The organism is Burkholderia sp. BCC1999, from assembly GCF_905339975.1.
Classification (GTDB): domain Bacteria; phylum Pseudomonadota; class Gammaproteobacteria; order Burkholderiales; family Burkholderiaceae; genus Burkholderia.
Genome location: NZ_CAJPHP010000008.1, coordinates 1 through 26,346, shown reverse-complemented (window position 1 = coordinate 26,346; position 26,346 = coordinate 1). Strand labels below are relative to the sequence as shown.

The following is a 26,346-nucleotide window of genomic DNA, read 5'->3' as shown; positions in this document are numbered from 1 at the left end:
ATGAGCCAAGCCGCCCCACCTCCCGTTCCGCCCACCGCGTCGCGTACGCGCGTCGAAACCGTGATGGATACCTTGCGCGCGCGCATCGCGAGCCGCGCGCTGATGCCCGGCGCGCGCGTACCGTCGATCCGGATGATGGCCGACGGCCTGGGCGTGTCGAAATCGACGGTCGTCGACGCGTACGAGCGGCTCGCGAGCGAAGGCGTGCTGATCGCACGGCGCGGCTCGGGCTTTTATGTGTCGGGCCACGCGCCGCCGCTTGCGCTCGCCGATCTCGGCCCGCGCCTCGATCGCGAGCTCGATCCGCTGTGGCTGTCGCGCCAGTCGCTCGAAGCGGCGCCGACGTCGGTGAAGCCCGGCTGCGGCTGGCTGCCGTCGTCGTGGCTGCCGGATGAAAGCCTGCGCCGCGCGTTGCGCGCCGTGTCGCGCGACGATTCCGACGCGCTGACCGACTACGCGACGCCGCTCGGCCTGCCCGCGCTGCGCCAGCAGCTCGCCTGGCGGCTCGCGCAGCACGGCGTGCATGCGGAACCCGCGCAGATCATGCTGACCGACGGCGGCACGCACGCGCTCGATCTCGTGTGCCGCCTGCTGCTGGAGCCCGGCGACACGGTCGTGCTCGACGATCCGTGCTACTTCAACTTCCAGGCGCTGCTGCGCGCGCACCGCGCACGGATCGTCAGCGTCCCGTACACGCCGAATGGCCCCGATCTCGTGCGCTTCGAGCAGGTGCTTGCCGAGCATCGCCCGCGCCTGTACATCACCAACGCGGCGCTGCACAACCCGACCGGCGCGACGCTCGCACCGCCCGTCGCGCACCGGCTGTTGACGCTCGCGGCCGAGCACGGGCTGCTGATCGTCGAGGACGACATCTTCGCCGATTTCGAGAGCACGCCCGCGCCGCGCCTCGCGGCATTCGACGGGCTGTCGCGTGTCGTCTCGATCGGCAGCTTCTCGAAGACGCTGTCGGCCGCGATCCGCTGCGGATACGTGGCCGCGCGACCGGAGTGGATCGACGCGCTCGTCGACCTGAAGCTCGCGACGTCGTTCGGCAACGCGCAGATCGGCGCAAACGTCGTGCACCGGCTGCTGATCGACGGCACCTATCGGCGCCATCTCGACAGCCTGCATGCGCGTCTGGCGGATGCGATGGGCGAATCGATCCGGCGCCTGACGCGCGCCGGGCTCGGCATCTGGACGGAACCGCGCGGCGGCCTGTTCGTGTGGGCGGAACTGCCCGACGGGCTCGATGCCGCGCGCGTGGCACGCCACGCGCTGGATCACGACGTCGTGCTGACCCCCGGCAACGTGTTCAGTCCGTCGCACGGCGCGACGTCGTACATGCGCTTCAACGTGTCGCGCTGCAAGGGGCCCGTGGTGTTCGATGCGCTGGCGCGGGCGATGGACGCGACGCGTGCGGCCGATCGCAGCGGCGTGCCGGCAAATTCGGGCGGACGCGTGCTGGCCGGAGAACCGTGAGCGGCCAGCCTGAGGGAATACCTCGTCCAGCTCGGCACCAAGGACGAAAACATCTGGTCGGACACCCACATGATCTCGCAGTCGTATCCGAAAGACAGTGCCGGCTACGAGGGTTATCTTCAGATCGGACTGACCCTGGTTCCGCTGTGCGCGGACGGATGCCGGCATCTTTGCGACGATCCTTGCATCACACCGACATCCAGAGCCATCGATCGCCCCTGACCGCCTTCGGCGAAGCCGCCACCGAATCTCGCCAGTGACAGGGTGACACAAACGCCTCGCGCCACCCCCGCCCCCCTACCTCACACCTCCCCCGCGTGCGCCCTCGCCCGCACCTCGGCAAACGACGTATCGACGAGCAGTCGACCCGTATCGAACACGGTTTCGAGCGCCTCTTCCCATTCGCCTTCCAGTGCACGATCGTCCCATGCAACGGGCAGCGTCACGGTCCGATACTCGCCGGTGCGGCGATTGCGCAACAGCGTGAGCCTTCCCTTCTTCGAACGCTTGCCCTGATCGGTGACCGGATCCTTGCGAACGTCGTGCCACATGCCGCCACGCCGGATCGCCGAGCACTTCATCGCGAAGCGCTGCGTATCGCGGTTCACTTGCTGCAGCAACGCGCCGCCCATGCCGAACACGACGTTGCCGGCTGCATAACCCGCGTCGTCGAGTGCGGAAAGGATCGCGTCGATCGACAACTCGTCGACACCGTCACCCTGAATCACGCGCACGCGGTTCAACACGCGCCGCCCCTTGCCGTTCACGGTCGAGCCGAACGACGCGTCGAGCGCGCGCACGGTCTGCATCACGATCGCCACGGGGTCGCCCGAATCGGGCCGCACGACGAGCGTCGCACCCGAATCGATCACGGCCTGCCGAAGCTCGCCGCCCCACAGATCGAGTGCGGCGAACAGATCGTAGGAATCCGACACGACCGACACAATCGCACCGGGCAAACCGAAGCGCGCAATCATGTTCCGGTACGCATCGACCTCGCCTTCGCGCCCCCACGACGTGATCGTGCTGTGCTCGGCCGCCGGCACCGAGTACGCGGCCATCGGCTCGCGATAGAAACGGTTCGCGGCCAGCACGCCGAGCACGGTGTCCGAGCCCATGAAGTTCACGAGGTGCGCGGCGCCGCCGATCGCGGCCGATTCCGCGCTCGATACGCCGCGCGCGCCGAAGTCGTGCAGCTTGAACGGCAGTTGTGCAAGGTCGTCGTCGGTCTTTTCGAGGAAGCGGCGGATCGTCTGCCGCAAGTGCCAGCTGCGTGTCGCGACCGTCACCGGATACCAGACGCGCAACAGCATCGTCTCGAGATACGACACAAGCCAGAACACCTGCGGATCGTCGCATTCGACGGTCATCAGCGCGTTGTGCACCGGCACCACCGAGCCCTCGGGCACCGCGCGGATCTTCACCGGCAGGTAGCCGTCGTAGCGTTCGACGATGGTGCGCCACCCGGCTTCGTTGAACGGCTCGCCGTGTACCGTGAAGAAGTCGCGCGCTTCGTCGATCATCGCGTGCGTGACGGGCTTGCACAGATATTCCTTCAGCAGCATCTGCAGGCCGAAGAACACCGTGCGGTCGTAGCGGCCGCCGCGCGATTCGACGTACGAGAACATCGCCTGCGCGTCGGGCGGATATTGCAGGAAGTGCGAGGCCTTGTAGGAATCCGTATTGAGGATCGGATTGGAGAGAACCGCGGCAAAGCCGCCGAGATCGTTTTGCATGGCTAGAGCTCCTCTAGGCCGTTGAAGTGCCGCCGCGTCTGTCGCGGCGGACGGAATGCGGGGAATCAGCGGATCACAGCTTCCCCAGGAAGTGATACGCGATGTCGAAGTGATCCTCGAACATCACGTTGCGCATCTGCGCGAATTCGTTGAGCGGCACCCAGCGCGCCTTGTCTGCGTCGTCGCTGCCCTTCACGCGCGGCAGCTCGCCGGTCGGGAAGTTGAACAGGCACGCGTGCGTGATCGTGCGGCCGCGCAGCGAGCGCGTCGGGTGATCGAACACCTGGCGATCCTTGATCGAGCCGCGCAGCACGGGCTCCGGCAGCTTGAGGCCGGTTTCTTCGCGCAGCTCGCGGATGCAGGCCGCATCGAGCCGCTCGTCCTGGTTCACGAACCCGCCCGGCAGTGCCCACAGGCCGCGGCCCGGCTCGCTGCGGCGACGCACGAGCAGGATGTGGCCCGAGTGCACGACCACCGCGTCGACCGTCACGAACGTGACGGGATACGGTGCGGCCGCCCACGCCTTGCGATACGCGGCGATGAATTCGGCTTCCGACTTCAGCTGCGCGAATTCCGGCTGCGTGCGGAAACGCTCGAGCCAGCCGAACACGGGTTCCGGCACGGCCCACTGCACGAAGCTGTTGGTGCGTTCGGCGAAATACTGGTCGCGGATCTCGGTGGCGGAAATGTCTTCCGTCGCGTCGACGTCGACAAGCTCCCATTGCGGGAACATCCGCAGGTAATACGATGTGGCGTCCTTCTCGTGGCCGATCAGCCCGACCTTGCGCTGTGCGATATCGCCGAGCGTGATTGCCACGGCCTCCTGCACCCAGCGCACCCAGTCGCCGTCGTTGTACGTCGAATCCTGCAGCGGCGCGATCGTCACGCGGTCGCGCTCGGACGCGTCGAGCAGCGAAGCCAGCATCTGGCGACGCTCGTCGAACGAGAACGGATCCTTGATGGTGCGGGGCTTGTCGGTCGACCCGATCAGCACGCACACGCGCTCGGCCCGGCTCAGTGCCGACTTCAGCACATTCAGGTGACCACGATGCGGAGGCTGGAAACGACCAATGAAAACGAGCGCGTCGAAGCGCCGGTTCTGTTGCGTACTCATGAGGCTCCCTCAAGAGATTGAAACGCTCCGGGTCTGTCCCGAAGGGTTGAATCAAATCCTAGGGGAAATCCCGGGGTGCGTCAATCGCACCCATTCGAGTGCACGCTCGACTTGACGAAGTCTGACGAAACGCGCGTTATTGGCGGGTTACACTGGATTTCATTCCAATCCGCGCCTTCGCGCCCGCCATCATGAGGATCTCAGTCAGCCGGACCGTCGGCGTCGATCGCAGACGCCTCTTCACGTGGTCGCAGGATTACGCGCGGCGGCTCGTGTGGGACAGTTTCCTCACCGACGCCTATCTGCTCGACGGGACCACGGCCAACGTAGGCGTCGACGCGTTCTGCCGCAGCCAGTCAGGCGCGACGATGGTGTCGCGCTACATCTCGTACCGCCCGCCGCAGGTCGCCGCCGTCGAAATGGTCGAAGGCCCGAAGGTGCTCGAGCGCTTCAGCGGCAGCTGGAACTTCACCGAGCACACGCCGGGGTCGACCGAGGTGAAGTTCACATACAACTTCCGCGCCCAGCCGTCCTGGCTGCGCTGGCTGCTCGAACCGCTGATCGGCGCGTTCTATCTCGTGCAGACGCGCCGGCGTCTCGATTCGTTCAAGCGCTGGGCCGAAGCCGAAGCACTGCCGCGCTGACCGGCGCGCGCCGCCCGCCGCGCCATCGGATATTTGCCAGATTCGCCGAACCCGGGGAAACTACGGGCCACCGTCATCCCGACGGCACGCCCTGACCGAGAGAACAGGGCGCGCTCCCTGTAACGGCATCGACACAAACACAATCCGATGAGCCTGATATCCCGATTCTTTGGCCGCAAGGAAGAACCCGAGAACCCCGTCGCGCTAGTCGCGGCGCCCGACGTCGAGAATCCGCTGAGCGTGACGGTCGTCTTCGACGGTCCGCTGCAGGTCGACATCGCCGCGCTGACGGCCGCGCTGCGCGCATACCACCCGAGCATGAAGCAGGCGCGCGTCGAAACCGAGCCGACGCTGGAGCAGGTATTCGGGCTCGCCGGCTGGGGCAACCACGTGGTCCGGCTGGTCGGCTTCGATGCGCCCTATCCGTCCGACGCGCTCGAAACATGCGTCGCGCCCGCCCACTACGGACAGGACCTGAAGCAACAAGTCCGCGCGAGCCGCAGCCACGTGATCCTCTACTACGCCGGGTACGAAGCGAATCCGCTCGACCAGTATGTCGCGCTCGTGGCCGTCGCCGGCGCGCTGGCCGAGCAAAACGGCCTCGCGGTGCTGAACGAGCACGCGCACACGTCGCTGCCGGCCGGCGTCTTCAACGCAAAGGAGCTCGGCGACGAAAGCCTCGAAGTGCTGCGCGACTTCCCGCTTAACCTGTTCTTCTGCGGCTTCGTGAAATACGAGGTCGAAGGCGTCGAAGGCGTGTGGATGCGCACCTATGGCGCCGACGTGTTCGGCCTGCCCGATTTCGCCGCGCTTGCGGCGGGCCATCACGAAGGCGAACGCTATTCGGGCATCTTCAACAACGTGATGCATTACCTGCTGGAAAGCGGCGCCCGCATGCACGCAGGCGAAACGATGCAGATCGGCGCGGAAACGTACATGAAGCTGCGCGAACCGCTCGAGCACGAGTATTACCTGCAGGGGCCCGCGCAGGTGCTGGTGGCCGAACTGATCTCGGCGGACGAAATCAATCGCTGAAACGCACGTTGATGCACGGCGCGCGCGGTCAAGCGTTCTCGAACCACGCGCCGCCGCTGCGTCGCCACTGCGTCACATGACGGCTGCGTGACAGCCGCCGCCCCCACCCGATGAGGAGATGTCCGTGTTCGGCATTCGCCTTGCCCTCACGCTGGCCGCGATCGGCCTCTCGTTGTCGGCCCATGCCGACAGCATCGATTGTTCGCACGCAAAGACCCGCACCGATCGCCTGATCTGCGGCGACAAGACGCTCGTATCGGCCGACAGCACACTGTCGAACGCCTACTACGACGCAATCGGCATCGCGGCCGACCAGCATGCCGTGATCCGGTCACAACGCGCATGGCTCGCGCAACGCAATGCGTGCGCCGACGCCACCTGCATCGCCACCGCGTACCGCGACCGCACGGCGGCGCTGAAGCAGGTGAAACACGCGGGCTGGAAAACCTATCGCGATCCGGCGCTCGGCATCTCGTTCGAATACCTCGCGAACCGACAGGTGAAAAAGCCCTGCCCGGAAGGTGGCGGCGACCATTGCGTCGCGATCGTCGGCCGCAACATGACCTACAGCAGCAGTTTCATCTCGTTCGAGATCGTCGACGGCGCGCTGGAGCCGGTCGCGGAGAAGGAAGCAGGATTCGTGAAGCAGGACGACGGCAAGTGGGTGACGTCATACGGCCCCGGCATCCCGCAGGAAGTCGAGCGCTTCTCCGGCCCTGGCTGGCGCGGCATGCGCGCGACGATCACGTGCGGCATCAGCGATCCGGAAACCGGCTTCCATGCGGCCGGCGGCGAATGCTACTGGGCCGTGCTGAGCAACGGCAAGCGCTCGGCCGTCGCGGGGACGCAGGGCATCGTCGGCACCGACGACGCGACGATGCACAGCGTGTCGACGTTCCGGTTCGACCGCTAACAGGAGCGTCACGGCGTTCGACCTCCGGGATACGACGCTCCGAGCGGCGATGCGTCATCGCAATGAAGCATCGGCGGCATGTCGCCGACATCGGCAATGATGAACTCACCCTTTCCGGCCCGATCCGAAACGGCCACCGCACCCGCCGCGCCGCTCGGGCCACCTTCGCACTAACGTGCGCCGTCCCGCCGCAACGGGAACGTCTCCACACCGGCGTCGCGGCGCAACGTCACTTCCGTACCGGTCAGCCATCCTGACGATTTCAGGATCGGGCGCGCCACCGCATACAACCGATCGGCGCTGGCGCCATACAGGTACAGATAACCGTCGTTGCCGTCGCGATGCAGTTCGGTTTCGCCCAGTTCGCCGGCCCCTGCCTGCCTTACCGCACGATCCAGCCGTTGCTCCAGCGCATGAAGGCGCGCATTGTCCTTCTCGTAGTAATCGAAGTGAACCATCACGACCGGCCCGGGCGGCTTCGGCGGTACGTCGGCGGCAGCGTGGTCGGCGAGCAGCACCCAGCCGAGCAGCGCGGCGAATCGGATTCTGTCGAGCATATCGATAAGGGAGGTAAAACGCCCGCTCACGTCGCCGCGTCGCCGCGCGCCACCTGCTGCCGGACCTGCGCCTGGGTGCCGAGCGCAGCCGCGATCGCATCGACCGCCTCGGCCGCGCGCGCCGCACCGCACATGAACGCGTCGACGGCCGCGAAGCGATGCTCGGGCCATGTATGGATCGTGATGTGCGACTCGGCGAGCAGCACGACACCCGTCACGCCATGCTCGCCGCCGAAGTGATGAAAGTGCGCGCCGATCACGCGCGCGCCGGCCTGTTGCGCGGCGTCGGTGAGGATCGTTTCGAGCCGCGCGGCGTCGCGCAGCAGCGCCGCCTCGATACCGGCCAGGTCGGCCAGCACATGCGAGCCGAGCGTCGCGCGCGGCGGCGCGATCCCGTCGCGCGCGGTCATTTGTGCGACCCGTACGACGAGTAGCCGCTGCGGGCCGACGAGCTGCCCCATCCGCTACCGCCCGAACCGCTGCCGCCGATCGATGCGCAACTGAACAGCGTGACGACGATCAGGCCGTAGATGCCGTAGAGGATGTACCGGATCACGACTTTCCCCCATCCGATGCAAAACCCTTCCACAGCCACTCGGGCAGCCACAGCACCAGCAGGCCAACCAGCACATAGACGGTACGGCCGCTGAACGAGAACAGCGAACCCATGTTGAAGATCACGAGCAACGCGCTGAACACCCACGGCAGCGGCGCAAAACTGTGCGGACTCTTCCCGCCGAACAGGCCCGTCGATGCCGTTGCGCCCGAAGCAGCCGCCGCAGCCGTCGCAAGCGCCGGCGTGCTGAAACGTTCGGCGAGCGCGCTGCCCGACAGCGGCCGTGCGCGCGACCAGACGATTTCCGCGTCGCTGCGCTCGCGCGTCAGCTTGTCCTTCTGCCAGCCGTAGTCGATGATCGACGTGCGATCGCCCACCTGCACGCGCCAGTTGAACGCGCCCACCACGTAGACGACCTCCGAGTCATATTCCTCGCGCAACCGATAAGTCTTGCCGCCGTCGGTTACGTCGGACGCGCTGCCGATCGTCGGCCATTGGTCGAGCACCTGCACGCGTTCCCAACGCCCTTCGCTCTGCACGAGCCACAGGAAGCCGCGCTTCGGGTTCAGCAGCAGGTATTCGTCCCAGGTCTCGTCGTCGCCCGGCACGCGGCAACGCATCATGCCGATCACCGTGTACTTCACGCCGTCGAACGTGCCGATCGCGCCGAGTTCGAGCGCGCCCTTCACCGAGTCGAGCTTGCGTTGCGCCGCGAACACGGTCTGCTGCTCGGCCGTGCACTGCACGCCCGCGTGGCAGCTTCCGCATACGACGTAGTCGGCCACGTTCGGCAGGTACGACAGCGGCGCGCCGCAGCTCGGGCATGCGAACGGCACCATCTCGGCGCCACGCTTCTCGCGCGTGTCGTTTTCGGTATCGCGCAGCCCGGTGAACGCGAGCGCGTCGAACTCCAGTGCTTCGCCCGTATAGACGACCGGGCTGCCGCCGTTCGAATCGGCGTCGGAATAGTCGTAGGTCGCGAATGCGTTGCCGGTCCGCAGATCGACGACACGCGCCTCCCAACCCGCGTCGACGCGGAACGGCAATTCGCCGTCGCCGCCCGTGCAACGCGCGGTCCGCATGTCGGACACGAGATACGCGCGGCCGCCGTGGTCGATCCGCATGCCAGGCTCGAGCGTGCCGAACGCGGGCCATGCGCCGCCGGACGCGTCGTCGGGCTCGCGCACCGTGACCGCGTACTGGCCCGACGCATCCGACAGCCAGCCGAACGCACCGTCGTCGAACACGACGTACCACTCGCTCCACGCGCCGGCGTCGTAGGTCATCTGGATGTGCCCGAGCACCGTGAAGGCACGTTTGCCGTAGCGGCCGGCCGTGCCGATCTGGATCGGCGACGCATCGTCGAGCACCGTGGCGAGTTCGCCGATCCGCTCGACGTCGGTGCCGCGCTTGAGCAGCGTGCTGCGGCAGAACGCGCAGACGGCCATTACGGCCGCCGCCGAGCGAAACTCGACCGGCGCGCCGCACTGGGGGCACGAGGTACTGAACATGCGAGCGGTTTACCGGGTGAGCTTCGCGAGGATCTCGGCCTTCGCGCGCGAATATTCGTCTTCGGTCACGAGGCCCTTGTCGAACAGCGCCTTCAGCTGTTCGAGCCGCTGCACGTAATCGGTGCCCTCCGCCGGCGCTGCGGCCACCGGCGCCACTGCAGGTGCGGGCGGTGCGGTGGGCGCCGGCTGCGCGGCACCCGCGATCTGGCCGGCCATCGCCTGCCCGATCGCCGCGCCGGCAGCGAGCCCCGCGCCGACCCCGGCGATGCCGCCCGGGTTCTGCGCGGCGAGCGGAATCGCCTGTGCGGTCTGGTATTGCGTGGCACGAGCAAGATCGCCGGCCATCCCCGCGCCGATTCGCAGGTCGAGCGCCTTCTGCAGCTCGGCCGGCAGCGACACGCTTTCGACCGCGAACGCATCGAGCGCGAGGCCGTAGCGTGTGAACACCGGCGCCAGCGCGTCGGCGACACGCTGCGACAGCAGCGACTGGTTCGCGGCCATGTCGACGAACGGCACATCGGCCGAGCCGAACGTCGTGCTCATCGCGGTCACGACGAGGTTGCGCAGTTGCTGTTCGACGTCGTCGACCGTGTACTGCGCGCGCGTTCCGCTGACCTCGCGATAGAACGCGCCCGCGTCGACGATCCGGTACGAGTAGATGCCGAACGCGCGCACCTGCACGAAGCCGAATTCGCGGTCGCGGATCGTCACCGGCTGCGCGGTGCCCCAGCGGCGGCCGAGCTGCAGCCGCGTGCTGAAGAAATAGACATCGGACTTGAAAGGCGATTGAAAGAGTTTGTCCCAGTTCTTCAGGTACGTGAGCACCGGCAGCGTGTTCGTTTCCAGCGTGTACAGCCCCGGCTGGAACACGTCGGCGACCTTGCCTTCGTTGACGAAGATCGCGACCTGCGTTTCGCGCACGGTCAGCTTGCCGCCGTACTGGATCTCTTGGTCTTCCATCGGATAGCGCCAGGCCAGCACGCCGTCGGTGTCTTCCGTCCATTGCAGGACGTCGATGAACTGCTTGCGGATGAATGAACCCAGACTCATGTCGGTCTCCTCGAAACGCGTGGCGCGTCAGGTCAGGCAGGCGGCATTGATGATGCCGACGACGAGCGACGCCGTGCCCATCAGGCTGCCCATCGCGACGTTGCGATCCTCGATCGCATGATTCATGCCGGGCATCAGGCGCGTCAGCGCCGCATAGGTGATCAGTTGCACGATCATCGCGCCGACGGCCCAGATCACGACCTCGCCGAGCGTCGAGTTGTGCGCGATGCTGGACGCGAGCGTCAGGCAGAAACCGATCAGCGCGCCGCCGAACGACAGCGTCGCGGCGGCGTTGCCGTCGCGGATCAGCGCCAGTTCGTCGAACGGGGTGACCTTCAGGTACACTGCCGCGAACACAAGAAGCAGCACGAACGCCGACAGTAAATGAACCGCATAAAGATAGGCACTATTCATTCTTTCCCTCGGATTTTGTGCTCGGTTCGCCGCCCCGTCGCCGGCCGGCCCATGCAGGGCCGGCGGACAAAATTCCGCGCCAGTATATCCACATTGCCGACCGCCGCACAACGGACATCCCATGCTGCATAAGCGTGCACTCGTCCTGTCGATCCTCGTGCTCGCGTCGTGCGGGCTCGGCTACGAACTGATCAGCAGCGCGTTGTCGAGCTACCTGCTCGGCGATTCGATCCTGCAATTCTCGTCGGTGATCGGCAGCTACCTGTTCGCGATGGGGATCGGCTCGTGGCTCGCGAAGTTCGTCGAGGACGACGACGTGCTCGACCGCTTCGTCGACATCGAGCTGCTCGTCGGCCTGCTCGGCGGCGTGTCGGCCGCGCTGCTGTTCGCGGTGTTCGCATGGCTCGCCGCGCCGTTCCGCGCGGCGCTTTATGCGTTGGTGCTCGCGCTCGGCCTGCTGATCGGGATGGAGATCCCGCTCGTGATGCGCGCGTTCCAGCAGCGGCGCCAGGCGTTCCGCCATACCGTCAGCGAAGTGCTGACCTTCGACTATCTCGGCTCGCTCGCGGTGTCGCTGATCTTCCCGCTCGTGCTCGCGCCGCGTCTCGGCCTGCTGCGCACGAGCTTCCTGTTCGGCCTCCTGAACGCATTCGTCGCGCTGTGGACGACGCACCTGTTCCGCGACGAGATCCGCAACGTGCGCGGCAAGCTGATGCGCGCGGCGCTCGTGATCGGGCTCCTGGTCGCCGGGTTCGCGCTGTCGGACCGCATCACGCACTGGGCCGAGCACGGCATATACGGCGACGAGACGATCTATTCGGAAACGACGCCGTACCAGCGCATCGTGCTCACGCAGTGGCACGACGACATGCGGCTGTACCTGAACGGCAACCTGCAGTTCTCGTCGCGCGACGAGCACCGCTATCACGAGGCACTGATCCACCCGACGATCGAAGCACTGCCTTGGGCGAAGCACGTGCTCGTGCTCGGCGGCGGCGACGGGCTCGCCGTGCGCGAACTGCTCAAGCACCGCAATCTCGAGCAAATCACGCTGGTCGATCTCGATCCCGCAATGACGAAGCTGTTCTCGACCTCCGCGCCGCTCGTCAAGCTGAACCAGGGCTCGCTGAAGGACCCGCGCGTGCGCGTGATCAACGACGATGCGGTGCGCTGGCTCGAATCGAATGCCGACGTGTACGACGCGATCGTCGTCGACTTCCCCGATCCGACCAACTTCGGGCTCGGCCGGCTGTATTCGGTGCCGGTGTTCCGGCTGCTCGCGCGCCACCTGTCGGAGAACGGCTATGCGGTGATCCAGTCGACGTCGCCGTACTTCGCGCCGCACGCATACTGGACCATCATCGCGACGCTGCACGAGGCCGGGCTCAACACGTGGCCGTACCACTGTTATGTGCCGTCGTTCGGCGACTGGGGTTTCGTGATCGCCGGCAAGCGCCGCGACTTCACCGTGCCGACGCATTACTCGGTGCCGACGCGCTGGCTCGACGCACAGACGGCCGCCGAGATGTTCCACTTCCCGGCCGACATGCCGGCGCTGCCGATGTCGCCGAACGAACTCAACGACCAGCCGCTCGTGCGCCGCTTCGACGACGACTGGAAACACGTGCTGCGCTGATGGATCGCCGCACGTTCCTCGTCGCGTCGGCGGCCGCGTCGCTCGCCGCCTGCGGCCGCACCGGCTGGATCGAGACGACGCCACAGGTCGGCTATCCCGGCATGCGTGAAGGCCATGCGCTGCGCGACCATGCCACGCTGCCGCCGCCGTCGGGCACGATCGAGACGGATGTCGCGATCCTCGGCGCCGGCGCGGCCGGACTGTCGTGTGCCTGGCAGCTCGCGCGTGCTGGTCACAAGCGCTTCACGGTGCTCGCAGGCCCCGAATTCGGCGGCAATGCGACCGGCGGAAGGTTCGGCGAACTCGGCTACCCGAAAGGCGCGCACTACCTGCCGCTGCCGTCGCTCGAATCCGCGCATCTGCGCGACATGCTCGCCGATCTCGGCGTGATCGAATCCGCGCCGTTCTCCGCGCGCCCCGTGTACGACGAACGCGCGCTCGTGCATGCACCCGACGAACGGCTCTTCATCGCCGGCCAGTGGCAGGACGGCATCGTGCCGACCGCCGGCCTCGGCGACGACGAACTCGCGCAGCAGGCGAAGTTCTTCGCCTACACGGACGGGCTGCGCACCGCGCGCGGCGCCGACGGCCGCAAGGTGTTCTGCATCCCGATCGCGGAATCGTCGCGCGACCCGCGCTGGCGCGCGCTCGACCGGCGCTCGTTCCGCCAGTGGCTGCTCGACGAGGGCTACACCGCGAAGGCGCTGCACTGGTACCTGAACTACTGCTGCCGCGACGACTACGGCGCCGGCTACGAGCACGTATCGGCCTGGGCCGGCCTGCACTACTTCTCGTCGCGCGGCGGCCATGCGGGCGATGCAAGCGACGGCGCGGTGCTGACCTGGCCCGACGGACTGCATACGATGGTGACCCGGCTGAGCGATTCGATCACCGCGCGCACCGGCTCGAACGCGTGGTTGCGGGACGGCTTCGCGGTGCGCGCGACCGAACGCACGGGCGGCGTCGACGTGCTGTATGCGCGCATCGGCGACGACGGCACGCTGTCTACGTTCACGCTGAAGGCCAAGCGCGTCGTGAGCGCGATGCCGCTGTTCGTCGCCGCGCGCGTGTTTCCGCAGCTTGCCGCCTATGGCTTCGAACCGGCGCGCGACCTGCCGCCGCGCGCGCCGTGGCTCGTGTCCAATTTCCTGCTCGACGGGATGCCGGCCGAAGAAGCCGGCGTGCCGCTCGCGTGGGACAACGTCGTCTACGGCGGTGAGGCGCTCGGCTATGTCGTGTCGACGCACCAGCTGATGCGGATGTCGCCGCCGACGCGCTCGGTGTTCTCCGCATATCAGGCATTGAGTACGCAAACACCGGACGACACGCGCCGCTGGCTTGCCCAGGCAAAACCCGACGCGTTGCGCGAACAGGCCGCGATCGACCTGCAGGCCGTCTATGGGCGCGAGCTGTGGAAACACGCAACGGCGCTCGAGATCACCGTGCGCGGCCACGCGATGGCGACGCCCGACGTCGGCTTCCTGAGTCGCCCGGGCCTGCTCGCGCTGCGCGATGCCGACGGCCCCGTCGTGTTCGCGCATGCCGACCTGTCCGGGCTGTCGCTGTTCGAGGAAGCGTCGTACTGGGGCATGCTCGCGGCCCGGCGCGTGCTCGCCTGACGCCCGTCGTTCGTCATTGCGGCGCCGCCGCCAACCGCTATAATCGCGCGACATTCCGACTGCATTGAGCAGGCCGACGGTGCCGCACCGTGCGATGCGCCGTATGCCCTCCGCGCAAACAACAATGACGAACCGAACGATCCGACGCCTTCGCCCGCTCGTGCGCGCCGCCGCGCGCGTGCTCGCCTGCGCCCCGCTGCTCGGCGCGCCGCTGGCGCTGCATGCGGCCGACCCCGCAGGCACCACCGGCACCGAGCCCGCCTCCGCGCGCTACATCGTCGTCGACACCGGCCATACGCCCGCGCATCCGGGCTCCACTGGCGCGAGCGGCCGCGTCGAATACCTGTACAACCTCGACCTGTCCGGCGCAGTCGCCGAGAAGCTCGTCGCGCATGGCGACCGCGTGCTGCGCACGTCGGCCGACGGCCGCGAGATCAAGCTCGACCAGCGCTCGACCCAGGCGCCCGACGCGAACCTGTTCGTGTCGATCCATCACGACTCGATGCAGCAGCAGTTCATCGACGCGGGCCGGCAGCGCGAATTCCGCGGCTTCTCGGTGTTCGTGTCGGAGCGCAATCCGCACTATGCGGAAAGCCTGCGTTGCGCGAAGGCGATTGCCGAGCGGCTGGTCGCGGCCGGCGAACGGCCGTCGCTGTATCACGCGCAGCCGATCCGCGGCGAGAACCGCCCGCTGATCGACCCGCAACTCGGCATCCACCGCTTCGACGATCTCGTCGTGCTGCGCACCGCGCCGATTCCGGCGGTGCTCGTCGAGGCCGGCGTGATCGTCAACCCGGACGAGGAAGCACGGCTCGCGCGGCGCGAGACGATCCAGCGCCTGTCCACCGCGATCGCGGGCGGGATCGACGCGTGCACCACGCCGCAATAAATGACGGTATCGCCCGTCGGGCTCAACGGTTTTCACCCAGTCAGGAGCATCACAATGAAAAAGAAGAATCTGTTCGCATCCTGCGCGCTGCTCGCGCTCGCCGTTCCGTTCGCCGCGCACGCGGCCGGCTGCGGGAAGCCGCGCAGCGCGTTCGACCAGGTGTACTGCACCAGCACGCAGTTCTCGCAGTCCGACCGCGATCTCAACGACGAATACGGCCGTCTGCGCAAGCAATTGAGCGGCGACCAGCAGGCGACGCTGAAGGCCGGCCAGCTCGCGTGGTTGAAGCAACGCGATGCGCAGTGCAGCGAGACGCGCAACAACAGCTACCTCGTGGATATCCAGTGCGCGAACGACATGACGCAGTCGCGGCTGTCGTTCCTGCGCGAGCGTGAGCGCGAATGCTCGAGCACGGGGTGCGTGACGTCGAAGCTCGGCGAGTAAGGTTGTCGCACGTGCGGTGCCGCGAATCGATTCCCGGCACCGCACACCCGAAAGGAACGACGATGCGGCATGAATTCTCCGAAGTCCTCAACGACCTGATCGACTGTTTCCTCGTTGGCGATCTTCTGCTGCTGAAGCGCTACAAGGAAACCCATCGGCTGCCGGACAACCTCGCGTCCGAGTTCACGACCCACGACAGCGGCGACCATGCCGTGCTCGAAGGGGTCGTCGTTCCGCTGGCCGGTATCGAGAACCATCCGTATACGATCATCTTCACGCTGGACGACGACACGCCCGAACTGCTCAAGGCCGGAAGCCGCCTGCAGCATCGGCGCGGCGGATACGTGCTGCGCGTCGAACATCGTTCGGTGATGCTTTACACGTGGCGGATTCTCGAACGCTTCACCGACGCATCGGTAAACGCGCTGCTTGCGCGCTATCGTGAACCGGGCAGGCCCGTCATCGAAATCGACAACGGCTGGTACGACGTCGAGATCCTCGGCGGCGAAGTGCCGCGCAACGGCTGGTTCGAGCCCGCGTTCGAGTTCGTGCTGAAGCGTACCGACGCGCCGGGCGACGCGTCACGCGTGGATCTCGGCTACAGTTTCGCCATCGACAGCAGCCTGGATCCGGCGGAATGAACCCCGCGCGGGGCAACGCCGCAAACGGCACACGATCTGGCGAGGTACGCATGGCACCGAACACGACGACGATCGACATCCGCGCGGCCACATCCGCCGATGCGCTTGCCATCGCCTACATCCACGTTGCATCGTGGCAGGCGACCTACACGGACATCATGCCGGCGGCGTTCCTCGCAGGCCTGTCGGTCGAAAAACGCACTGCTTCGTGGCGCCATGCGCTCGACGCCGGACGGCCGCGTGTCGCACTCGCGGTCTCGGGCGCGGACAACACGCCGGCAGGCTGGATCGCCTATGGCGCGACGCGCGACACCGACAAGGATCGCGCGTGGGGTGAAATCGAGGCGATCTATCTGCACCCGTCGCATTGCGGCCAAGGGATCGGCGCGGCGCTGGTCGACCACGCATGCCGGTCGTTGCACGACCTGGGCCACGCATGGGTGTCGCTCTGGGTATTGATCAAGAACCGTCGGGCCAGGGCCTTCTACGAACGCGAAGGCTTCGTCGCCGAAGACGACATCAGGACGTTCGAGATCGACGGGAGCCCTATCGAAGAGGTGCGCTATTGGCGTGCGCTACCGAAGTGACCTCGATGACGGTTTCGCCTCTTCCACCGCCAGCCGCTCCTGCATCATCTGCAGCAACTCGCGGATCTTCGCATTGACCGAATTCCGGCTCGCATAAGCGGCATGCAGTTCCAGCGGCGCCGGCGTCATCTCCAGCGGCACGCGCACCAGTCGCCCCGCGGCCAGCTCGGCCGCGCACCCGCGTTCGACGAGAATCGCGAAGCCGATCCCGTTCACGGCCGCCAGCCCCGCCATCTCGCCGCTGTTGACGCGATACCGGCTCGCGACCGGAATCTTGTGAATCCTCCCGTCGCCGTCGGCGAACTGCCACGGCTGCCCCTTTAGCGTGCTCAACGTCGTGATGCACGGCAATTGCCTGAGCTGCTCCGTCCGGGTCGGCATGCCCGCGCGTTCGATCAGCGACGGCGCGGCCACGACGACGCTCGGCAAGCTCACGAGCGGCCTGACGACGAATGCGCTGTCGTCCAGCTTCCCGCGATTGACGACGATCGACAGGTCAATATCGTCGCGCAACGTCGAGACGCCTGCGAGGCTCGTATCGCAATCGATTTCGACGCGCGGATGGCGGCTCGCGAATTCCGCGACGATCGGCCCGAGCATGCGCGGTCCGATTTCGCCGGGCACGCAGAGCTTCAGCACACCGCGCAGCTCCGTGTGCTGCGAGGTCAGTTCGAACTCGGCGAGCGTCAGTGCATCGAGCATCGGCTTCCCGCGCTCGTGCAGCAGACGCCCAGCCTCCGTCATGCGCAGGTGCCGCGTGCTGCGTTCCAGCAGACGCACGCCGAGCCTCGACTCCAGTTGCGCCACATGGCGGCTCACGTTGGAACCCGGCATCGCGAGTACGCGCGCGGCGCCGGCAAAGCTGCCTTCGTCGACGACCGACACGAACACACGCACCGCGTTCAGATCCAGCTTGCTGCGCATCATTATCCCGTTTCAGGTATCAAAGCTTGCCAATTTTCATGGCTTATCCCGTTCGTGACCGTAATTTACGATGCGGATCCAGTCAAGGCGTGGCCGCCGACGCGCGAACCCGCGTCGACGCGAGCACGCTCAAAAACCTACGGGAGCATCACCATGGATATCGCCATTCTCGGCGCCGGCGTGGCCGGCATGAGCACCGCGCTCGCGCTTGCCGGGCAGGGGCACCGGATAAGGCTCTACGAACGCCGGCCGTCGGAATCGACGATGGGCGCCGGCGTCGTGCTCTGGCCGAATGCCGGCTTCGTGCTCGCGCAACTCGGCCTGCTGCCGGACATCGTCGAGGTCGGTGGCCACCTGCATGCGACGCGACGCATCGACCGGCACGGCACACCGCTCAAGGTCACCGATATCGGCGCACTCGACCGCCGCATGGGTTTCCCGACGTATTCGATCCTGCGGCGCGACCTGCAGGCAGTGCTGACACGGCACCTCGCCGCACGCGGCATCGACGTTCGCTTCGGCCACGGTGCGACGGCCATCGAAACCGGAAGGGACGGCCACGCCGTCGTTCGCTTCGACAACGGAACGACGATCGCCCCCGATCTGGTAATCGGCGCGGACGGCCGCATGAACTCCGTCGCGCGACACTACGTAGTCGGCCACAACACGCCCGTCTACCAGGGATTCGTCAACTGGATCGGTATCGCGCAGCACGATGCACCGCTGGTCGACGAGGTGTCGATATTCGACTACTGGGGCGTGCGCGAGCGTTTCGGCATCGTCGCGCTGGACCGGCGTCGGATGTATTGGGCGGCGGCATGGCCCGAAACCGATCCGGGCGAGGCGACGGAACGCGATCCGGGCGCGACGCTGGAGCGGCGCTTCGCGACGTGGCCGGCACCCGTCGCGGACGTGATACGTGCGACACCGTCGGACACGATCACGAAGATCCGTGTGCACGATCTCGATCCGGTCGACGTATGGCACCGCGGCAACGTGCTGCTGATCGGCGATGCCGCGCACGCACCGCTACCGACCTCCGGACAAGGCGCCTGCCAGGCGCTCGAGGACGCGTGGCATCTTGCCCGTTGCCTCGACGAGCACGGAGCCGGCAACGGCAGTGACCTCGATGCCACGCTCGCATCCTTCACGATGCGGCGTCGCCCGAAAACGGCGGCGATCACCGAACGTGCGCGCGATTTTGCCCACCTGCTGTTCGGCGAGAACGTGAACGAAAGCGCGCGACAACAGATCGACCCGGTCGTGGAAATCGAGGCCCTGACGAACGCTTGGGGCGCGCACCTGCCGATGGCGCAGGTGCGCGGACGATAGGACGCGCGAGCGCCAGCATCCGCTCAAAGAAACCACCGATACTCACGCGCGCCGATCTCGTTGCGGAAATCCAGCTCCTCCTGCCGCTTGTTCTCGCAACACACCATCACGAACTCGCTGCCGAGCCCTTCGCGCACGGCCGCATGATCCTGCATCGCCGCGACGGCCGACAACATCTCCTTCGGGAAATCGATCCCGCTGCCGCGATCCTCGTTGAGCGGCGCGATCGGTTCGATCCGCGCATCGAGCCCGTGCTCCATCCCGGTGAGAATCGCCGCGAGCACCAGATATGGATTCGCGTCCGCGCTCGCGAGCCGGTGTTCGATCCGCAGGTTGCGTGCATCCGACTCCGGAATGCGGATGCACGCATCGCGATCCTCGAAGCCCCAGCTGGCACGGCTCGCCGCGTTCACCATCGAACCGTAGCGCCGGAACGCGTTGTGGTTCGGCGCGAACACGGGCATGCAATGCGGCAGCAGCGCGAGGCAGCCGGCCACCGCGTGCCGCAACGGCCGCTGCCCGTCTGCCGCGAGCAGGTTGCGTCCCGCGTCGTCGTACAGGCTCACGTGCACGTGCATCCCGCTGCCCGGCGCATGCAGGTATGGCTTGCCCATGAAGCTCGCACGATAGCCGTGCTGCAACGCGACGCCGCGCGTGCTGCGGCAGAACAGCGCCGACCAGTCGGCCGCGCGCAGCCCGTCGTCGCAATGGCCGAAGTTGATCTCGAACTGGCCGGGCCCGAGCTCGGCCGTGATCACGGTCGCGTCGATCCCCTGCGCGCACGCGACGTCGACCATCTCGTGCAGCACGTCGGAGAAGCGCGACAGCCGCTCGATATGCATGTTCGGCTGATCGTCGCGATCGTCGGACAGGCGGTCACGCGGATACTGCGGCATCCCTTCGGCGAGCTGCGCGGCGAACAGGTAGAACTCGAGCTCGAACGCGACGACCGGGCGGATCCCGCGCCGCGCGAGCCGCTTCAGCACGCGCGCGAGCACCTCGCGCGGCTCGAACTCGACCGGCGAATCGGTGCCGTCGGTCGTGATCAGCATCTGGCCGAGCGGCTGCTTCTCCCAGGTCACCGGCTTCAGCGTGCCGGGGATCAGCCGGCGCACGGCGTCCGGGTCGCCGTCGTTGAAACAGTAGTCGCCGATCTTGTAGAGCCCGCCCTGCGTGCCGAGCAGGATGCAATTCTGCGGCAGCTTCAGGAGCGAACCGGCCGCGACCTTTTCGAGCGCATCGATCGGGTAGCGCTTACCGTAGAAGTGTCCGGGCAGGTCGAGGCAGATCAGGTCGACATAACGGATCTCGGGGTGCGCCTGCCGGAATGCGCGGACTTCATCGACCAGCGCGGGAACGACGTCAGCCATGTCTCATCCTTTCCATGTCTTGGTATGGCGGTGCCGCAACGCGGCGAACCGGATTCGTGCGGCACGCGTGACAACGCACACCGCATTTCACTCAGTACTGCAAACAGGCTGCGTGGCGCGCCGGCCTTCGGCACCGCGCGCCCCGCCGACAACTCAGGTGAATACCCAGATCACGCGCGTCGGCGCGTCGGTCAGGTTCGCGTAACGGAAGCGCTTGTGCGCGGGAAGCTGGAACGCATCGTTCGGGCCGAGCGTGACGGGCGTCTCGTCGCCGTCGACCCAGATCGTCAGTTCTCCTTCGAGCACGAAGCCGCCCTGCTCGTCGCTGTCGTCGACCGGCCGCTCGCCGCTGCTCGCGCCCGGCGCGAGATGGCTTTCGAGGATCGAAAAACGCGAACGCATGTTCGGCGACACGAGGATGTCGGTAATGCCGGCCGCGTAATACACGGTGCGCCGTTCGTCGGGCCGCGTGACCCACGGCACGCTGCGCGGCTTGCTCAGGCTGTAGAAATACGTGGTCGGCACGCCGAGCGCCTCGCCGATCGCGGTGAGATCCGCGACCGTCGGACGCGACAGCCCGCGCTCGACCTGCGACAGAAAGCCGACCGAGCGGCCGATCCGTTCGGCAAGATCGTTGAGCGTGACCTTGCGATGCTTGCGCAGGTCGCGGATCAGGATCGCCAGACTTTCTATCTCTTCCTGTTCGTTCATGACGGGTTCCGGTGGGTCAGACGGTATCGCGCAAACGGTACCAGGCCTTGCCGATCGCTTCCAGCGGCGCGGCGAGCCGGTCGCCGCCCGGGAAACGCGGATTGCGGATGCGTTGGTACTGCGCGAGCAGGCGTTCGTCGCCGAGCACGGCGTCGGCCACCGCGCGCGCGCCGGCGAGTGTCGGCAGCACGCCGTGCCCCGAAAAGCCCTGCAGCCAGAAGCGCTGCCCGTGGCGGCCGATGTCCGGCGTGCGGCGCATGCTGATGTCGATGTGGCCGCCCCACGCGTAGTCGAGCGGCACGCCGGCCAGCTGCGGGAACACGCGCTCGAGATGCGGTCGCGTCGCCGCCGCGATATCGGCCGGAATACCGCCGAGGTACGTACAGCCGCCACCGAACAGCAGACGGTTGTCGGGGCTCAGGCGGAAGTAGTCGGGCACGAACTGGTTGTCGATCACGCAACTGTTCTGCGGCAGCAGCGCCCGCGCGACGTCGGGCGCAAGCGGCGCGGTCGCGACCTGGTACGTGCCGACCGGCAGCAGCCGGCGCGCGAGATCGCGATCGAGCCGGTCGACGTACGCGTTGCACGCCAGCACGAGCACGTCGGCACGCACTTCGCCGCGCACCGTGCGCGCGACGTAGCCACCGGCCGTCTCGCGGCAGTCGAGCACGCGGCTCTGTTCGAAGATGCGGCCGCCCGCACGCTCGATCGTCTGCGCGAGGCCGAGCGCGAGCTTCAGCGGGTTCAGGTGGCCGGCCTCCGGATCGTGAAGTGCCGCGAGATAGCGCGTGCCGCCGATCCATTCGGGCATCTCGTCTCGGCCGATCACGCGCAGCCGGTCGTAACCCCAGCGCTCGGCCGCCTCGTGCCGCGCCTGCGCGAGCATCGCGACGCGGCGCGGCCGCACCGCGGCCCACAGGCTGCCCGGCCGGTAATCGACGTCGAAACCGTGCCGCACCGGCAGTTCGCGCACTTCGGCCGCCGCCCAGCGCATGCTGTCCCACAGCAGGCGCGCGCCGTCGCGACCAAGCGAATCCTCAAGCGGCTGCATGTCGCACGACCAGCCGAGCAGCGCCTGTCCGCCGTTGCGGCCCGACGCGGCCCATGCGACGCGGCTCGCTTCGAGCATGACCACGCGCTTGCCGGCGAGCGCAAGGCGCAATGCCGTATGCAGCCCGCTGAAGCCCGCGCCGACGACGAGCACGTCGGCGTCGATGCGTTCGTCCAGTTCCGGGCGATGCGGGATCGGCGCCGGGTAGGTGCCGGCGTAGTAGCTTGCGACGTGACGGTCGGACTGCACGAACATGCGGACTCCCGTGAAATTTACGCCATGAAATTTCATGAAAAATTAGCACGACAATTTCACGGGAGCAAGCGCGTCAGAAATCTGGTCCGATGAACAGCGCGACGAACTAAAGTTTCGCGTTTTTCGACCCATTTCGGCGCAACCTTACAACAAGCACAAATGGTGCAAATTTCCTGTTTTCGCGCTTCGCGGTTGCGGGGACTCGCCTTCCGGGCCGTTCTCGGCCATATCAATCACGGAAGTGCCTCGGGGATTGCCGCCATGCCTCGGGTGCCGACAATCCCACGTCGTTTCTCAATGCGCGGATCGATTAGTGGGCCCTCGTCCGTCAGTGCGAATCGTCCGCCAGGAACGCCGCCAGCACATCGTCGAACGCCCGCCATTCCGCTCTCGCCTGTCCGAGCCCGGCTGATTTGATACGCTGCTCGAGCGCCCCGCATTGCTGCCCGAGATCACGTTGCTGAAAGATGCCCAGCGCGCCCTTTAACGAATGCAGCTCCGCCAGCATCGCCCGCTCGTCGCCGCGCGCCAAGGCAGCCTTCAGCACCTCGCGCGATTTCGCGAACGACTCGCGGAACGTGGCGACGAGTGCCGGCGACATTGGATGACCGCCGACCAATGCGCCGTCACCGTCATCGCTGGCCCCATGTTCAACTCCGTCCATTGCTAGCGACAGCACGCGCGCCAGACCGTCGAGTGACAGCGGTTTCGACGCCACGGCATGCACGCCGAGCTCAGCGCAACGCCGCCGCTCGTCGACCGTCGCGTCAGCAGTCACCGCGACGATCGGCGTGTTCGGCCAGCGCGCGCGCATAATCCGGGCGAGTACATAGCCATCCATACGGGGCATGTTGAGGTCGGTTAGCACGAGGTCGAAGGTTTCATCCGACAGCGCCTGCAGCGCGTCGACACCGTCCGTCACAAGCCGGGCCTTACAGCCAAGCAAGGTCAGTTGCTCGTCGAGCAGGTGACGGTTGACCTCATTGTCTTCCGCGACGAGGATGCGCAATCCGAGCCGTTGCGCCGGTGCGTCATCGCAGTTCGCGGTACCGGCCGCGTGCGCGCCGTCGATCACAGCAAGCGGCGTACCGTTTAGCAGATGTTCGAGCGCGGTGCGCAATCCCGCCGGCGAATAGCACGACACGGACAGCACGCGGCCCACACGCACCGGCTGCAACGGGCCGCTGAAACTGCAAATGACGACTGCGGCACTGTCCTCGACGACCCGGTTCTCGCTCTCCGCCGACCAACTGCCGCGATCGCCGCAAATGATCAGCGCGCCCGCGCCCCCTTCAGCCATTTCATCGGGATGACGAACCGCTTCGACCACGGCACCCCACACCTCGATCACCGGTACCGCATACGCGTGCCATTCGTCGGCGGCAGCCAGCAGCGTCACACGCTGTCCTGCAAAAATTCGCGCATCAGGTACGACAGGCACGCCGGTGCGATCGAGTGGCACGCGCACCGTAAAGCGACTTCCGTTGCCGGCTTCGCCTTCAAACCCGATCGAGCCGCCCATTCCAGCGACAAGGCGCTGGCACAGCGCAAGGCCAAGGCCCGTTCCACCGAATCGTCGTGAAATCGACGAATCGGCCTGCGTGAACGCGTTGAACAATCTTTCACGCTGCGCCGCATCGATACCGATACCGGTATCCGACACGCTCATGACCAACGTGCCGCCCACTCGCGCATCGCGAGATGGTGCTTCATATCCGACGGCAAGCGTTACCTTGCCTTCGACCGTGAACTTGATCGCGTTCGACAGCAGATTCTGCACGACCTGCGCAAGTCGAGCCGGGTCGCCCCGCATCGGCTGGTCGATCGAGATCCCGAACGTGCCATACAGCGCAATGCCCTTCGCCTCGGCGACCGGCGCGAACATTGCCAGCGCGCGCGTCATCACGTCAGTGGGGAAAAATTTTGTCTGTTCGAATTGCATCGCACCCGCCTCGATCTTCGAGAAATCGAGCACATCCTGAATGATGGCGAGCAGACCATTCGACGACGCGCGGATCGTGCGCAGGCGGTCCCGCTGCAGCGCATTCATCGGCGAATGCGCGAGCAGCTCGAGGTTACCGAGGATCGCATTCAGCGGGGTACGGATTTCGTGGCTCATCGCGGCTAGAAACGTGGACTTCGCGGCGTTCGCCTGGTCGGCTGCAAGCTTCGCGTCACGCAGCTGCTGTGCGAGCCGCTGGCTCGTGGTCACGTCGACAAATGCCGTCACCAATACATCCTCGCCAAGGTAACGGCCCAGCGCGAAGCGGGCCTGCAATGCAATCTCGTCACCATCGCGGGTGGGAAGTGAGACGTCCTCCTGGAACACCTGCGCATCCGATGCGGCACGTTGCTGCGACCGGATTCGTGCGTAGCGTGTCGTCAGCTCAGTGAGCAGGCGCGGCGTGCCGCCATCGACCAGCTCCGTTAGCGTCGCCAGCGACGAGCCGCCGTACAGCAACTCACCGCTGCCGGTCGATACAAGACCAATGCCGACCGGCACCGTCTCGATGACGGTACGGCTCAGGCGCTCGCTCTCGAACACTTGCTCGGAACGGGCGTACATCGGAAGAAATATGCGGCGATTCAACAGATAGAGCAAAAACCAGATCGCCACGAGCACGGATGCAAGCACGATCGCCGCTGACAGCGCCTTGCTACAGACCGCCGCAGCGATGTCCCGCCACGAATACGTGTAGATCAGTGTGTAACCCGTCCCGCACAGTCGCTGCGAAATAATCATACGATTATCGTAATACTGTTCGCCCGGCTTAACCGTGTCGATCGAATGCGTACGCCTCCAGCGAGTCACGAGTTCCCGCAGTGGGTTGCCGGGCCCGAAATGCGCAGCGGTAGCAAGGATCTCACCGGCATCATCGACGATTGCGAACACGCCTCCATATCCGCCGCTCGCGACCGGCCAGATCAAATCATCCGGATCGATTTCGTTGACGAGAACAGCAGCAGCACGGTCGTTCAGCATCACTGGCGCAGCGAGCCGAAGCATGCGGTCGCCATCCGGTAGCAAGTACAGACTCGACGACCAGTGCACGTTTTTTGGCCCGCACGATGCGGGCGCGCTCGTCCCGTCCGCCAAATGCACGGCGCCGTTCGCGAGTTCGTTTATAAAGGCGGCACGCCCAGTGTCGTCTTTCAGGCGTTCGGGATAAAAAATCGCAGACGACGGCAGGATCGAAACGATCCGTCTATCAGGACTAAAGAAGAACTGTGTCACCTGCCGCCCAAGCACTTTCGAAGTCGCAATGTTTGCTCGCCCGATCTGCGAGGCGAACTGAAGATATCGTTCGATCGTCGCATCATCGAGCGAAACGCCCGGCGCGCCGGCAATAGCTAGTTCCAAGTTTTCGGTCGGGAATGGCTTCCAGTAGAGCAGGTTAGAGTTTGTCCGAAAGCGTTCGACCAGGCTACGCGGAATCGCGCGTTCGTCGTCCCACGACAATTCGGCGCGAACCAGACCGTTCAGGAACGAATGCTCGTTCTCAACGATACGCCCCCGTACCAGACGATGCGCGACGGTGAACATCTGGCGCTGATCTGACACATAGGTCCGAACCAGCACTAACACCTCGGCAAGCAACGCGATCAGGATTCCCAGAACTGCCGCCCAGCGTGCTCCAGCCATCAGCAGCCGGTGATAGCGGCGCAGTTCGTCCAGCGTCTGACTGAGAACAGGCATAGGTATTCAGGGAAAGCGTTGTTCAGGTAAACGAAGTGTATCGCCAACACTCGATGCCGACGAATGGCGAGCGCCGCGCCGGAGCCGATTGCGCATGCGAGTGCAAACGCGAGTTTCAGGGTGGCCGTGTGCTTCATCGTGATCTCCTGTGACTGGTCGATGCGACGCACCCGTCGCCGGA

The 26,346-nt window shown here is 66.2% G+C and carries 24 protein-coding genes and 1 pseudogene; 11 read left to right on the top strand and 14 right to left on the bottom strand.

Annotation, left to right across the window (positions count from 1 at the left end; translation table 11 throughout):
• The gene (locus U5809_RS13010; protein ID WP_322086806.1) at positions 1–1,479 is read left to right on the top strand and encodes a PLP-dependent aminotransferase family protein; all 1,479 of its coding nucleotides are present in this window, start codon (positions 1–3) and stop codon (positions 1,477–1,479) included.
• Between the two features lie 302 nt (positions 1,480–1,781).
• On the opposite strand, the gene U5809_RS13005 is transcribed toward U5809_RS13010, so the two are convergent.
• The gene (locus U5809_RS13005) at positions 1,782–3,215 is read right to left on the bottom strand and encodes a nicotinate phosphoribosyltransferase (RefSeq protein WP_322086805.1); all 1,434 of its coding nucleotides are present in this window, start codon (positions 3,213–3,215) and stop codon (positions 1,782–1,784) included.
• 73 nt (positions 3,216–3,288) lie between these two features.
• The gene (locus tag U5809_RS13000) at positions 3,289–4,329 is read right to left on the bottom strand and encodes a bifunctional nicotinamide-nucleotide adenylyltransferase/Nudix hydroxylase (protein WP_322086804.1); all 1,041 of its coding nucleotides are present in this window, start codon (positions 4,327–4,329) and stop codon (positions 3,289–3,291) included.
• A gap of 191 nt (positions 4,330–4,520) precedes the next feature.
• On the opposite strand from U5809_RS13000, the gene U5809_RS12995 reads away from it, so the two are divergent.
• From U5809_RS12995 to U5809_RS12985, 3 genes are all read left to right on the top strand, one after another.
• A complete protein-coding gene (locus U5809_RS12995; RefSeq protein WP_322086803.1) occupies positions 4,521–4,973 on the top strand; it encodes a type II toxin-antitoxin system RatA family toxin in 453 nt (150 codons plus the stop codon).
• A gap of 147 nt (positions 4,974–5,120) precedes the next feature.
• Complete coding sequence (locus tag U5809_RS12990) at positions 5,121–6,008, top strand: DUF4261 domain-containing protein (protein ID WP_322086802.1); 888 nt, start codon at positions 5,121–5,123, stop codon at positions 6,006–6,008.
• A 124-nt stretch (positions 6,009–6,132) separates the two neighbouring features.
• Positions 6,133–6,921, top strand: a complete 789-nt coding sequence (locus U5809_RS12985; protein WP_322086801.1) for a lysozyme inhibitor LprI family protein — start codon at positions 6,133–6,135, stop codon at positions 6,919–6,921.
• A gap of 170 nt (positions 6,922–7,091) precedes the next feature.
• Here the strand turns inward: U5809_RS12985 and U5809_RS12980 are convergent, their stop codons facing one another.
• From U5809_RS12980 to U5809_RS12955, 6 genes are read right to left on the bottom strand one after another with little or no spacing between them, the layout of a single operon-like run.
• Positions 7,092–7,508, bottom strand: a complete 417-nt coding sequence (locus U5809_RS12980) for a hypothetical protein (RefSeq protein ID WP_322086800.1) — start codon at positions 7,506–7,508, stop codon at positions 7,092–7,094.
• Positions 7,505–7,888, bottom strand: a complete 384-nt coding sequence (gene speD, locus U5809_RS12975) for an adenosylmethionine decarboxylase (RefSeq protein ID WP_322086799.1) — start codon at positions 7,886–7,888, stop codon at positions 7,505–7,507. Before speD ends, U5809_RS12980 begins: the two co-directional genes overlap by 4 nt.
• Positions 7,885–8,034 carry a hypothetical protein gene (locus tag U5809_RS12970; RefSeq protein ID WP_155291822.1) on the bottom strand — a complete coding sequence of 50 codons (150 nt, stop codon included), beginning with the start codon at positions 8,032–8,034 and terminating at the stop codon, positions 7,885–7,887. Before U5809_RS12970 ends, speD begins: the two co-directional genes overlap by 4 nt.
• Complete coding sequence (locus U5809_RS12965; RefSeq protein WP_322086798.1) at positions 8,031–9,545, bottom strand: DUF4178 domain-containing protein; 1,515 nt, start codon at positions 9,543–9,545, stop codon at positions 8,031–8,033. The genes U5809_RS12970 and U5809_RS12965 overlap by 4 nt, the downstream gene beginning before the upstream one ends.
• 9 nt (positions 9,546–9,554) lie before the next feature.
• Positions 9,555–10,595, bottom strand: coding sequence for an SPFH domain-containing protein (locus tag U5809_RS12960; protein WP_322086797.1), 1,041 nt, complete (start codon positions 10,593–10,595; stop codon positions 9,555–9,557).
• A gap of 27 nt (positions 10,596–10,622) precedes the next feature.
• Positions 10,623–11,009 carry a DUF350 domain-containing protein gene (locus U5809_RS12955; protein ID WP_322086796.1) on the bottom strand — a complete coding sequence of 129 codons (387 nt, stop codon included), beginning with the start codon at positions 11,007–11,009 and terminating at the stop codon, positions 10,623–10,625.
• Between the two features lie 121 nt (positions 11,010–11,130).
• Here U5809_RS12955 and U5809_RS12950 point away from each other — a divergent pair, with 121 nt between their 5' ends.
• The 6 genes from U5809_RS12950 (at position 11,131) to U5809_RS12925 (ending at position 16,825) form a co-directional block, all read left to right on the top strand.
• Positions 11,131–12,645, top strand: coding sequence for a polyamine aminopropyltransferase (locus U5809_RS12950; RefSeq protein WP_322086795.1), 1,515 nt, complete (start codon positions 11,131–11,133; stop codon positions 12,643–12,645).
• Positions 12,645–14,264, top strand: a complete 1,620-nt coding sequence (locus U5809_RS12945; RefSeq protein ID WP_322086794.1) for an FAD-dependent oxidoreductase — start codon at positions 12,645–12,647, stop codon at positions 14,262–14,264. Before U5809_RS12950 ends, U5809_RS12945 begins: the two co-directional genes overlap by 1 nt.
• 124 nt (positions 14,265–14,388) lie before the next feature.
• The gene (locus tag U5809_RS12940) at positions 14,389–15,153 is read left to right on the top strand and encodes an N-acetylmuramoyl-L-alanine amidase (RefSeq protein WP_322086793.1); all 765 of its coding nucleotides are present in this window, start codon (positions 14,389–14,391) and stop codon (positions 15,151–15,153) included.
• A gap of 54 nt (positions 15,154–15,207) precedes the next feature.
• Entirely contained in the window at positions 15,208–15,597 is a 390-nt protein-coding gene (locus U5809_RS12935) for a lysozyme inhibitor LprI family protein (protein WP_282508836.1), read from the top strand.
• A 62-nt stretch (positions 15,598–15,659) separates the two neighbouring features.
• Positions 15,660–16,238, top strand: coding sequence for a hypothetical protein (locus tag U5809_RS12930; RefSeq protein WP_322086792.1), 579 nt, complete (start codon positions 15,660–15,662; stop codon positions 16,236–16,238).
• 50 nt (positions 16,239–16,288) lie between these two features.
• Positions 16,289–16,825, top strand: a complete 537-nt coding sequence (locus U5809_RS12925) for a GNAT family N-acetyltransferase (RefSeq protein ID WP_322086791.1) — start codon at positions 16,289–16,291, stop codon at positions 16,823–16,825.
• Here the strand turns inward: U5809_RS12925 and U5809_RS12920 are convergent.
• Positions 16,814–17,749 (bottom strand): LysR family transcriptional regulator, encoded by a 936-nt coding sequence (locus tag U5809_RS12920; RefSeq protein WP_322086790.1) that lies wholly within the window; start codon positions 17,747–17,749, stop codon positions 16,814–16,816. The two genes, U5809_RS12925 and U5809_RS12920, sit on opposite strands and share 12 nt — an antisense overlap.
• Positions 17,750–17,902: 153 nt before the next feature.
• On the opposite strand from U5809_RS12920, the gene U5809_RS12915 reads away from it, so the two are divergent.
• Entirely contained in the window at positions 17,903–19,081 is a 1,179-nt protein-coding gene (locus U5809_RS12915) for an FAD-dependent oxidoreductase (RefSeq protein WP_415877944.1), read from the top strand.
• A gap of 23 nt (positions 19,082–19,104) precedes the next feature.
• Here U5809_RS12915 and U5809_RS12910 read toward each other — a convergent pair whose 3' ends face one another.
• The 5 genes and pseudogenes from U5809_RS12910 to U5809_RS12890 all read right to left on the bottom strand — a co-directional run.
• Positions 19,105–20,451, bottom strand: a complete 1,347-nt coding sequence (locus tag U5809_RS12910) for a glutamine synthetase family protein (RefSeq protein ID WP_322086789.1) — start codon at positions 20,449–20,451, stop codon at positions 19,105–19,107.
• A 153-nt stretch (positions 20,452–20,604) separates the two neighbouring features.
• On the bottom strand, positions 20,605–21,162 hold the full coding sequence (locus U5809_RS12905; RefSeq protein ID WP_282508831.1) for a helix-turn-helix domain-containing protein: 558 nt from the start codon (positions 21,160–21,162) through the stop codon (positions 20,605–20,607).
• Positions 21,163–21,178: 16 nt separating this feature from the next.
• The gene (locus tag U5809_RS12900) at positions 21,179–22,468 is read right to left on the bottom strand and encodes an FAD-binding oxidoreductase (RefSeq protein ID WP_322086788.1); all 1,290 of its coding nucleotides are present in this window, start codon (positions 22,466–22,468) and stop codon (positions 21,179–21,181) included.
• A gap of 328 nt (positions 22,469–22,796) precedes the next feature.
• On the bottom strand, positions 22,797–26,165 hold the full coding sequence (locus U5809_RS12895) for a hybrid sensor histidine kinase/response regulator (RefSeq protein ID WP_322086787.1): 3,369 nt from the start codon (positions 26,163–26,165) through the stop codon (positions 22,797–22,799).
• Positions 26,111–26,346: pseudogene (locus U5809_RS12890) on the bottom strand (hypothetical protein); the annotation flags it as partial. The pseudogene U5809_RS12890 and the gene U5809_RS12895, both read right to left, overlap by 55 nt.

What these genes read in the sequence shown, in the direction of transcription:
- U5809_RS12895 (WP_322086787.1), bottom strand. Translation starts at nt 26,165, where the DNA reads ATGCCTGTTCTCAGTCAGACGCTGGACGAACTGCGCCGCTATCACCGG.
- U5809_RS12900 (WP_322086788.1), bottom strand. Translation starts at nt 22,468, where the DNA reads ATGTTCGTGCAGTCCGACCGTCACGTCGCAAGCTACTACGCCGGCACC.
- U5809_RS13005 (WP_322086805.1), bottom strand. Translation starts at nt 3,215, where the DNA reads ATGCAAAACGATCTCGGCGGCTTTGCCGCGGTTCTCTCCAATCCGATC.
- U5809_RS12950 (WP_322086795.1), top strand. Translation starts at nt 11,131, where the DNA reads ATGCTGCATAAGCGTGCACTCGTCCTGTCGATCCTCGTGCTCGCGTCG.
- U5809_RS12925 (WP_322086791.1), top strand. Translation starts at nt 16,289, where the DNA reads ATGGCACCGAACACGACGACGATCGACATCCGCGCGGCCACATCCGCC.
- speD (WP_322086799.1), bottom strand. Translation starts at nt 7,888, where the DNA reads ATGACCGCGCGCGACGGGATCGCGCCGCCGCGCGCGACGCTCGGCTCG.
- U5809_RS12960 (WP_322086797.1), bottom strand. Translation starts at nt 10,595, where the DNA reads ATGAGTCTGGGTTCATTCATCCGCAAGCAGTTCATCGACGTCCTGCAA.
- U5809_RS12910 (WP_322086789.1), bottom strand. Translation starts at nt 20,451, where the DNA reads ATGGCTGACGTCGTTCCCGCGCTGGTCGATGAAGTCCGCGCATTCCGG.
- U5809_RS12940 (WP_322086793.1), top strand. Translation starts at nt 14,389, where the DNA reads ATGACGAACCGAACGATCCGACGCCTTCGCCCGCTCGTGCGCGCCGCC.
- U5809_RS13010 (WP_322086806.1), top strand. Translation starts at nt 1, where the DNA reads ATGAGCCAAGCCGCCCCACCTCCCGTTCCGCCCACCGCGTCGCGTACG.
- U5809_RS12915 (WP_415877944.1), top strand. Translation starts at nt 17,903, where the DNA reads ATGGATATCGCCATTCTCGGCGCCGGCGTGGCCGGCATGAGCACCGCG.
- U5809_RS12955 (WP_322086796.1), bottom strand. Translation starts at nt 11,009, where the DNA reads ATGAATAGTGCCTATCTTTATGCGGTTCATTTACTGTCGGCGTTCGTG.
- U5809_RS12990 (WP_322086802.1), top strand. Translation starts at nt 5,121, where the DNA reads ATGAGCCTGATATCCCGATTCTTTGGCCGCAAGGAAGAACCCGAGAAC.
- U5809_RS12920 (WP_322086790.1), bottom strand. Translation starts at nt 17,749, where the DNA reads ATGCGCAGCAAGCTGGATCTGAACGCGGTGCGTGTGTTCGTGTCGGTC.
- U5809_RS12905 (WP_282508831.1), bottom strand. Translation starts at nt 21,162, where the DNA reads ATGAACGAACAGGAAGAGATAGAAAGTCTGGCGATCCTGATCCGCGAC.
- U5809_RS13000 (WP_322086804.1), bottom strand. Translation starts at nt 4,329, where the DNA reads ATGAGTACGCAACAGAACCGGCGCTTCGACGCGCTCGTTTTCATTGGT.
- U5809_RS12930 (WP_322086792.1), top strand. Translation starts at nt 15,660, where the DNA reads ATGCGGCATGAATTCTCCGAAGTCCTCAACGACCTGATCGACTGTTTC.
- U5809_RS12965 (WP_322086798.1), bottom strand. Translation starts at nt 9,545, where the DNA reads ATGTTCAGTACCTCGTGCCCCCAGTGCGGCGCGCCGGTCGAGTTTCGC.
- U5809_RS12945 (WP_322086794.1), top strand. Translation starts at nt 12,645, where the DNA reads ATGGATCGCCGCACGTTCCTCGTCGCGTCGGCGGCCGCGTCGCTCGCC.
- U5809_RS12995 (WP_322086803.1), top strand. Translation starts at nt 4,521, where the DNA reads ATGAGGATCTCAGTCAGCCGGACCGTCGGCGTCGATCGCAGACGCCTC.
- U5809_RS12935 (WP_282508836.1), top strand. Translation starts at nt 15,208, where the DNA reads ATGAAAAAGAAGAATCTGTTCGCATCCTGCGCGCTGCTCGCGCTCGCC.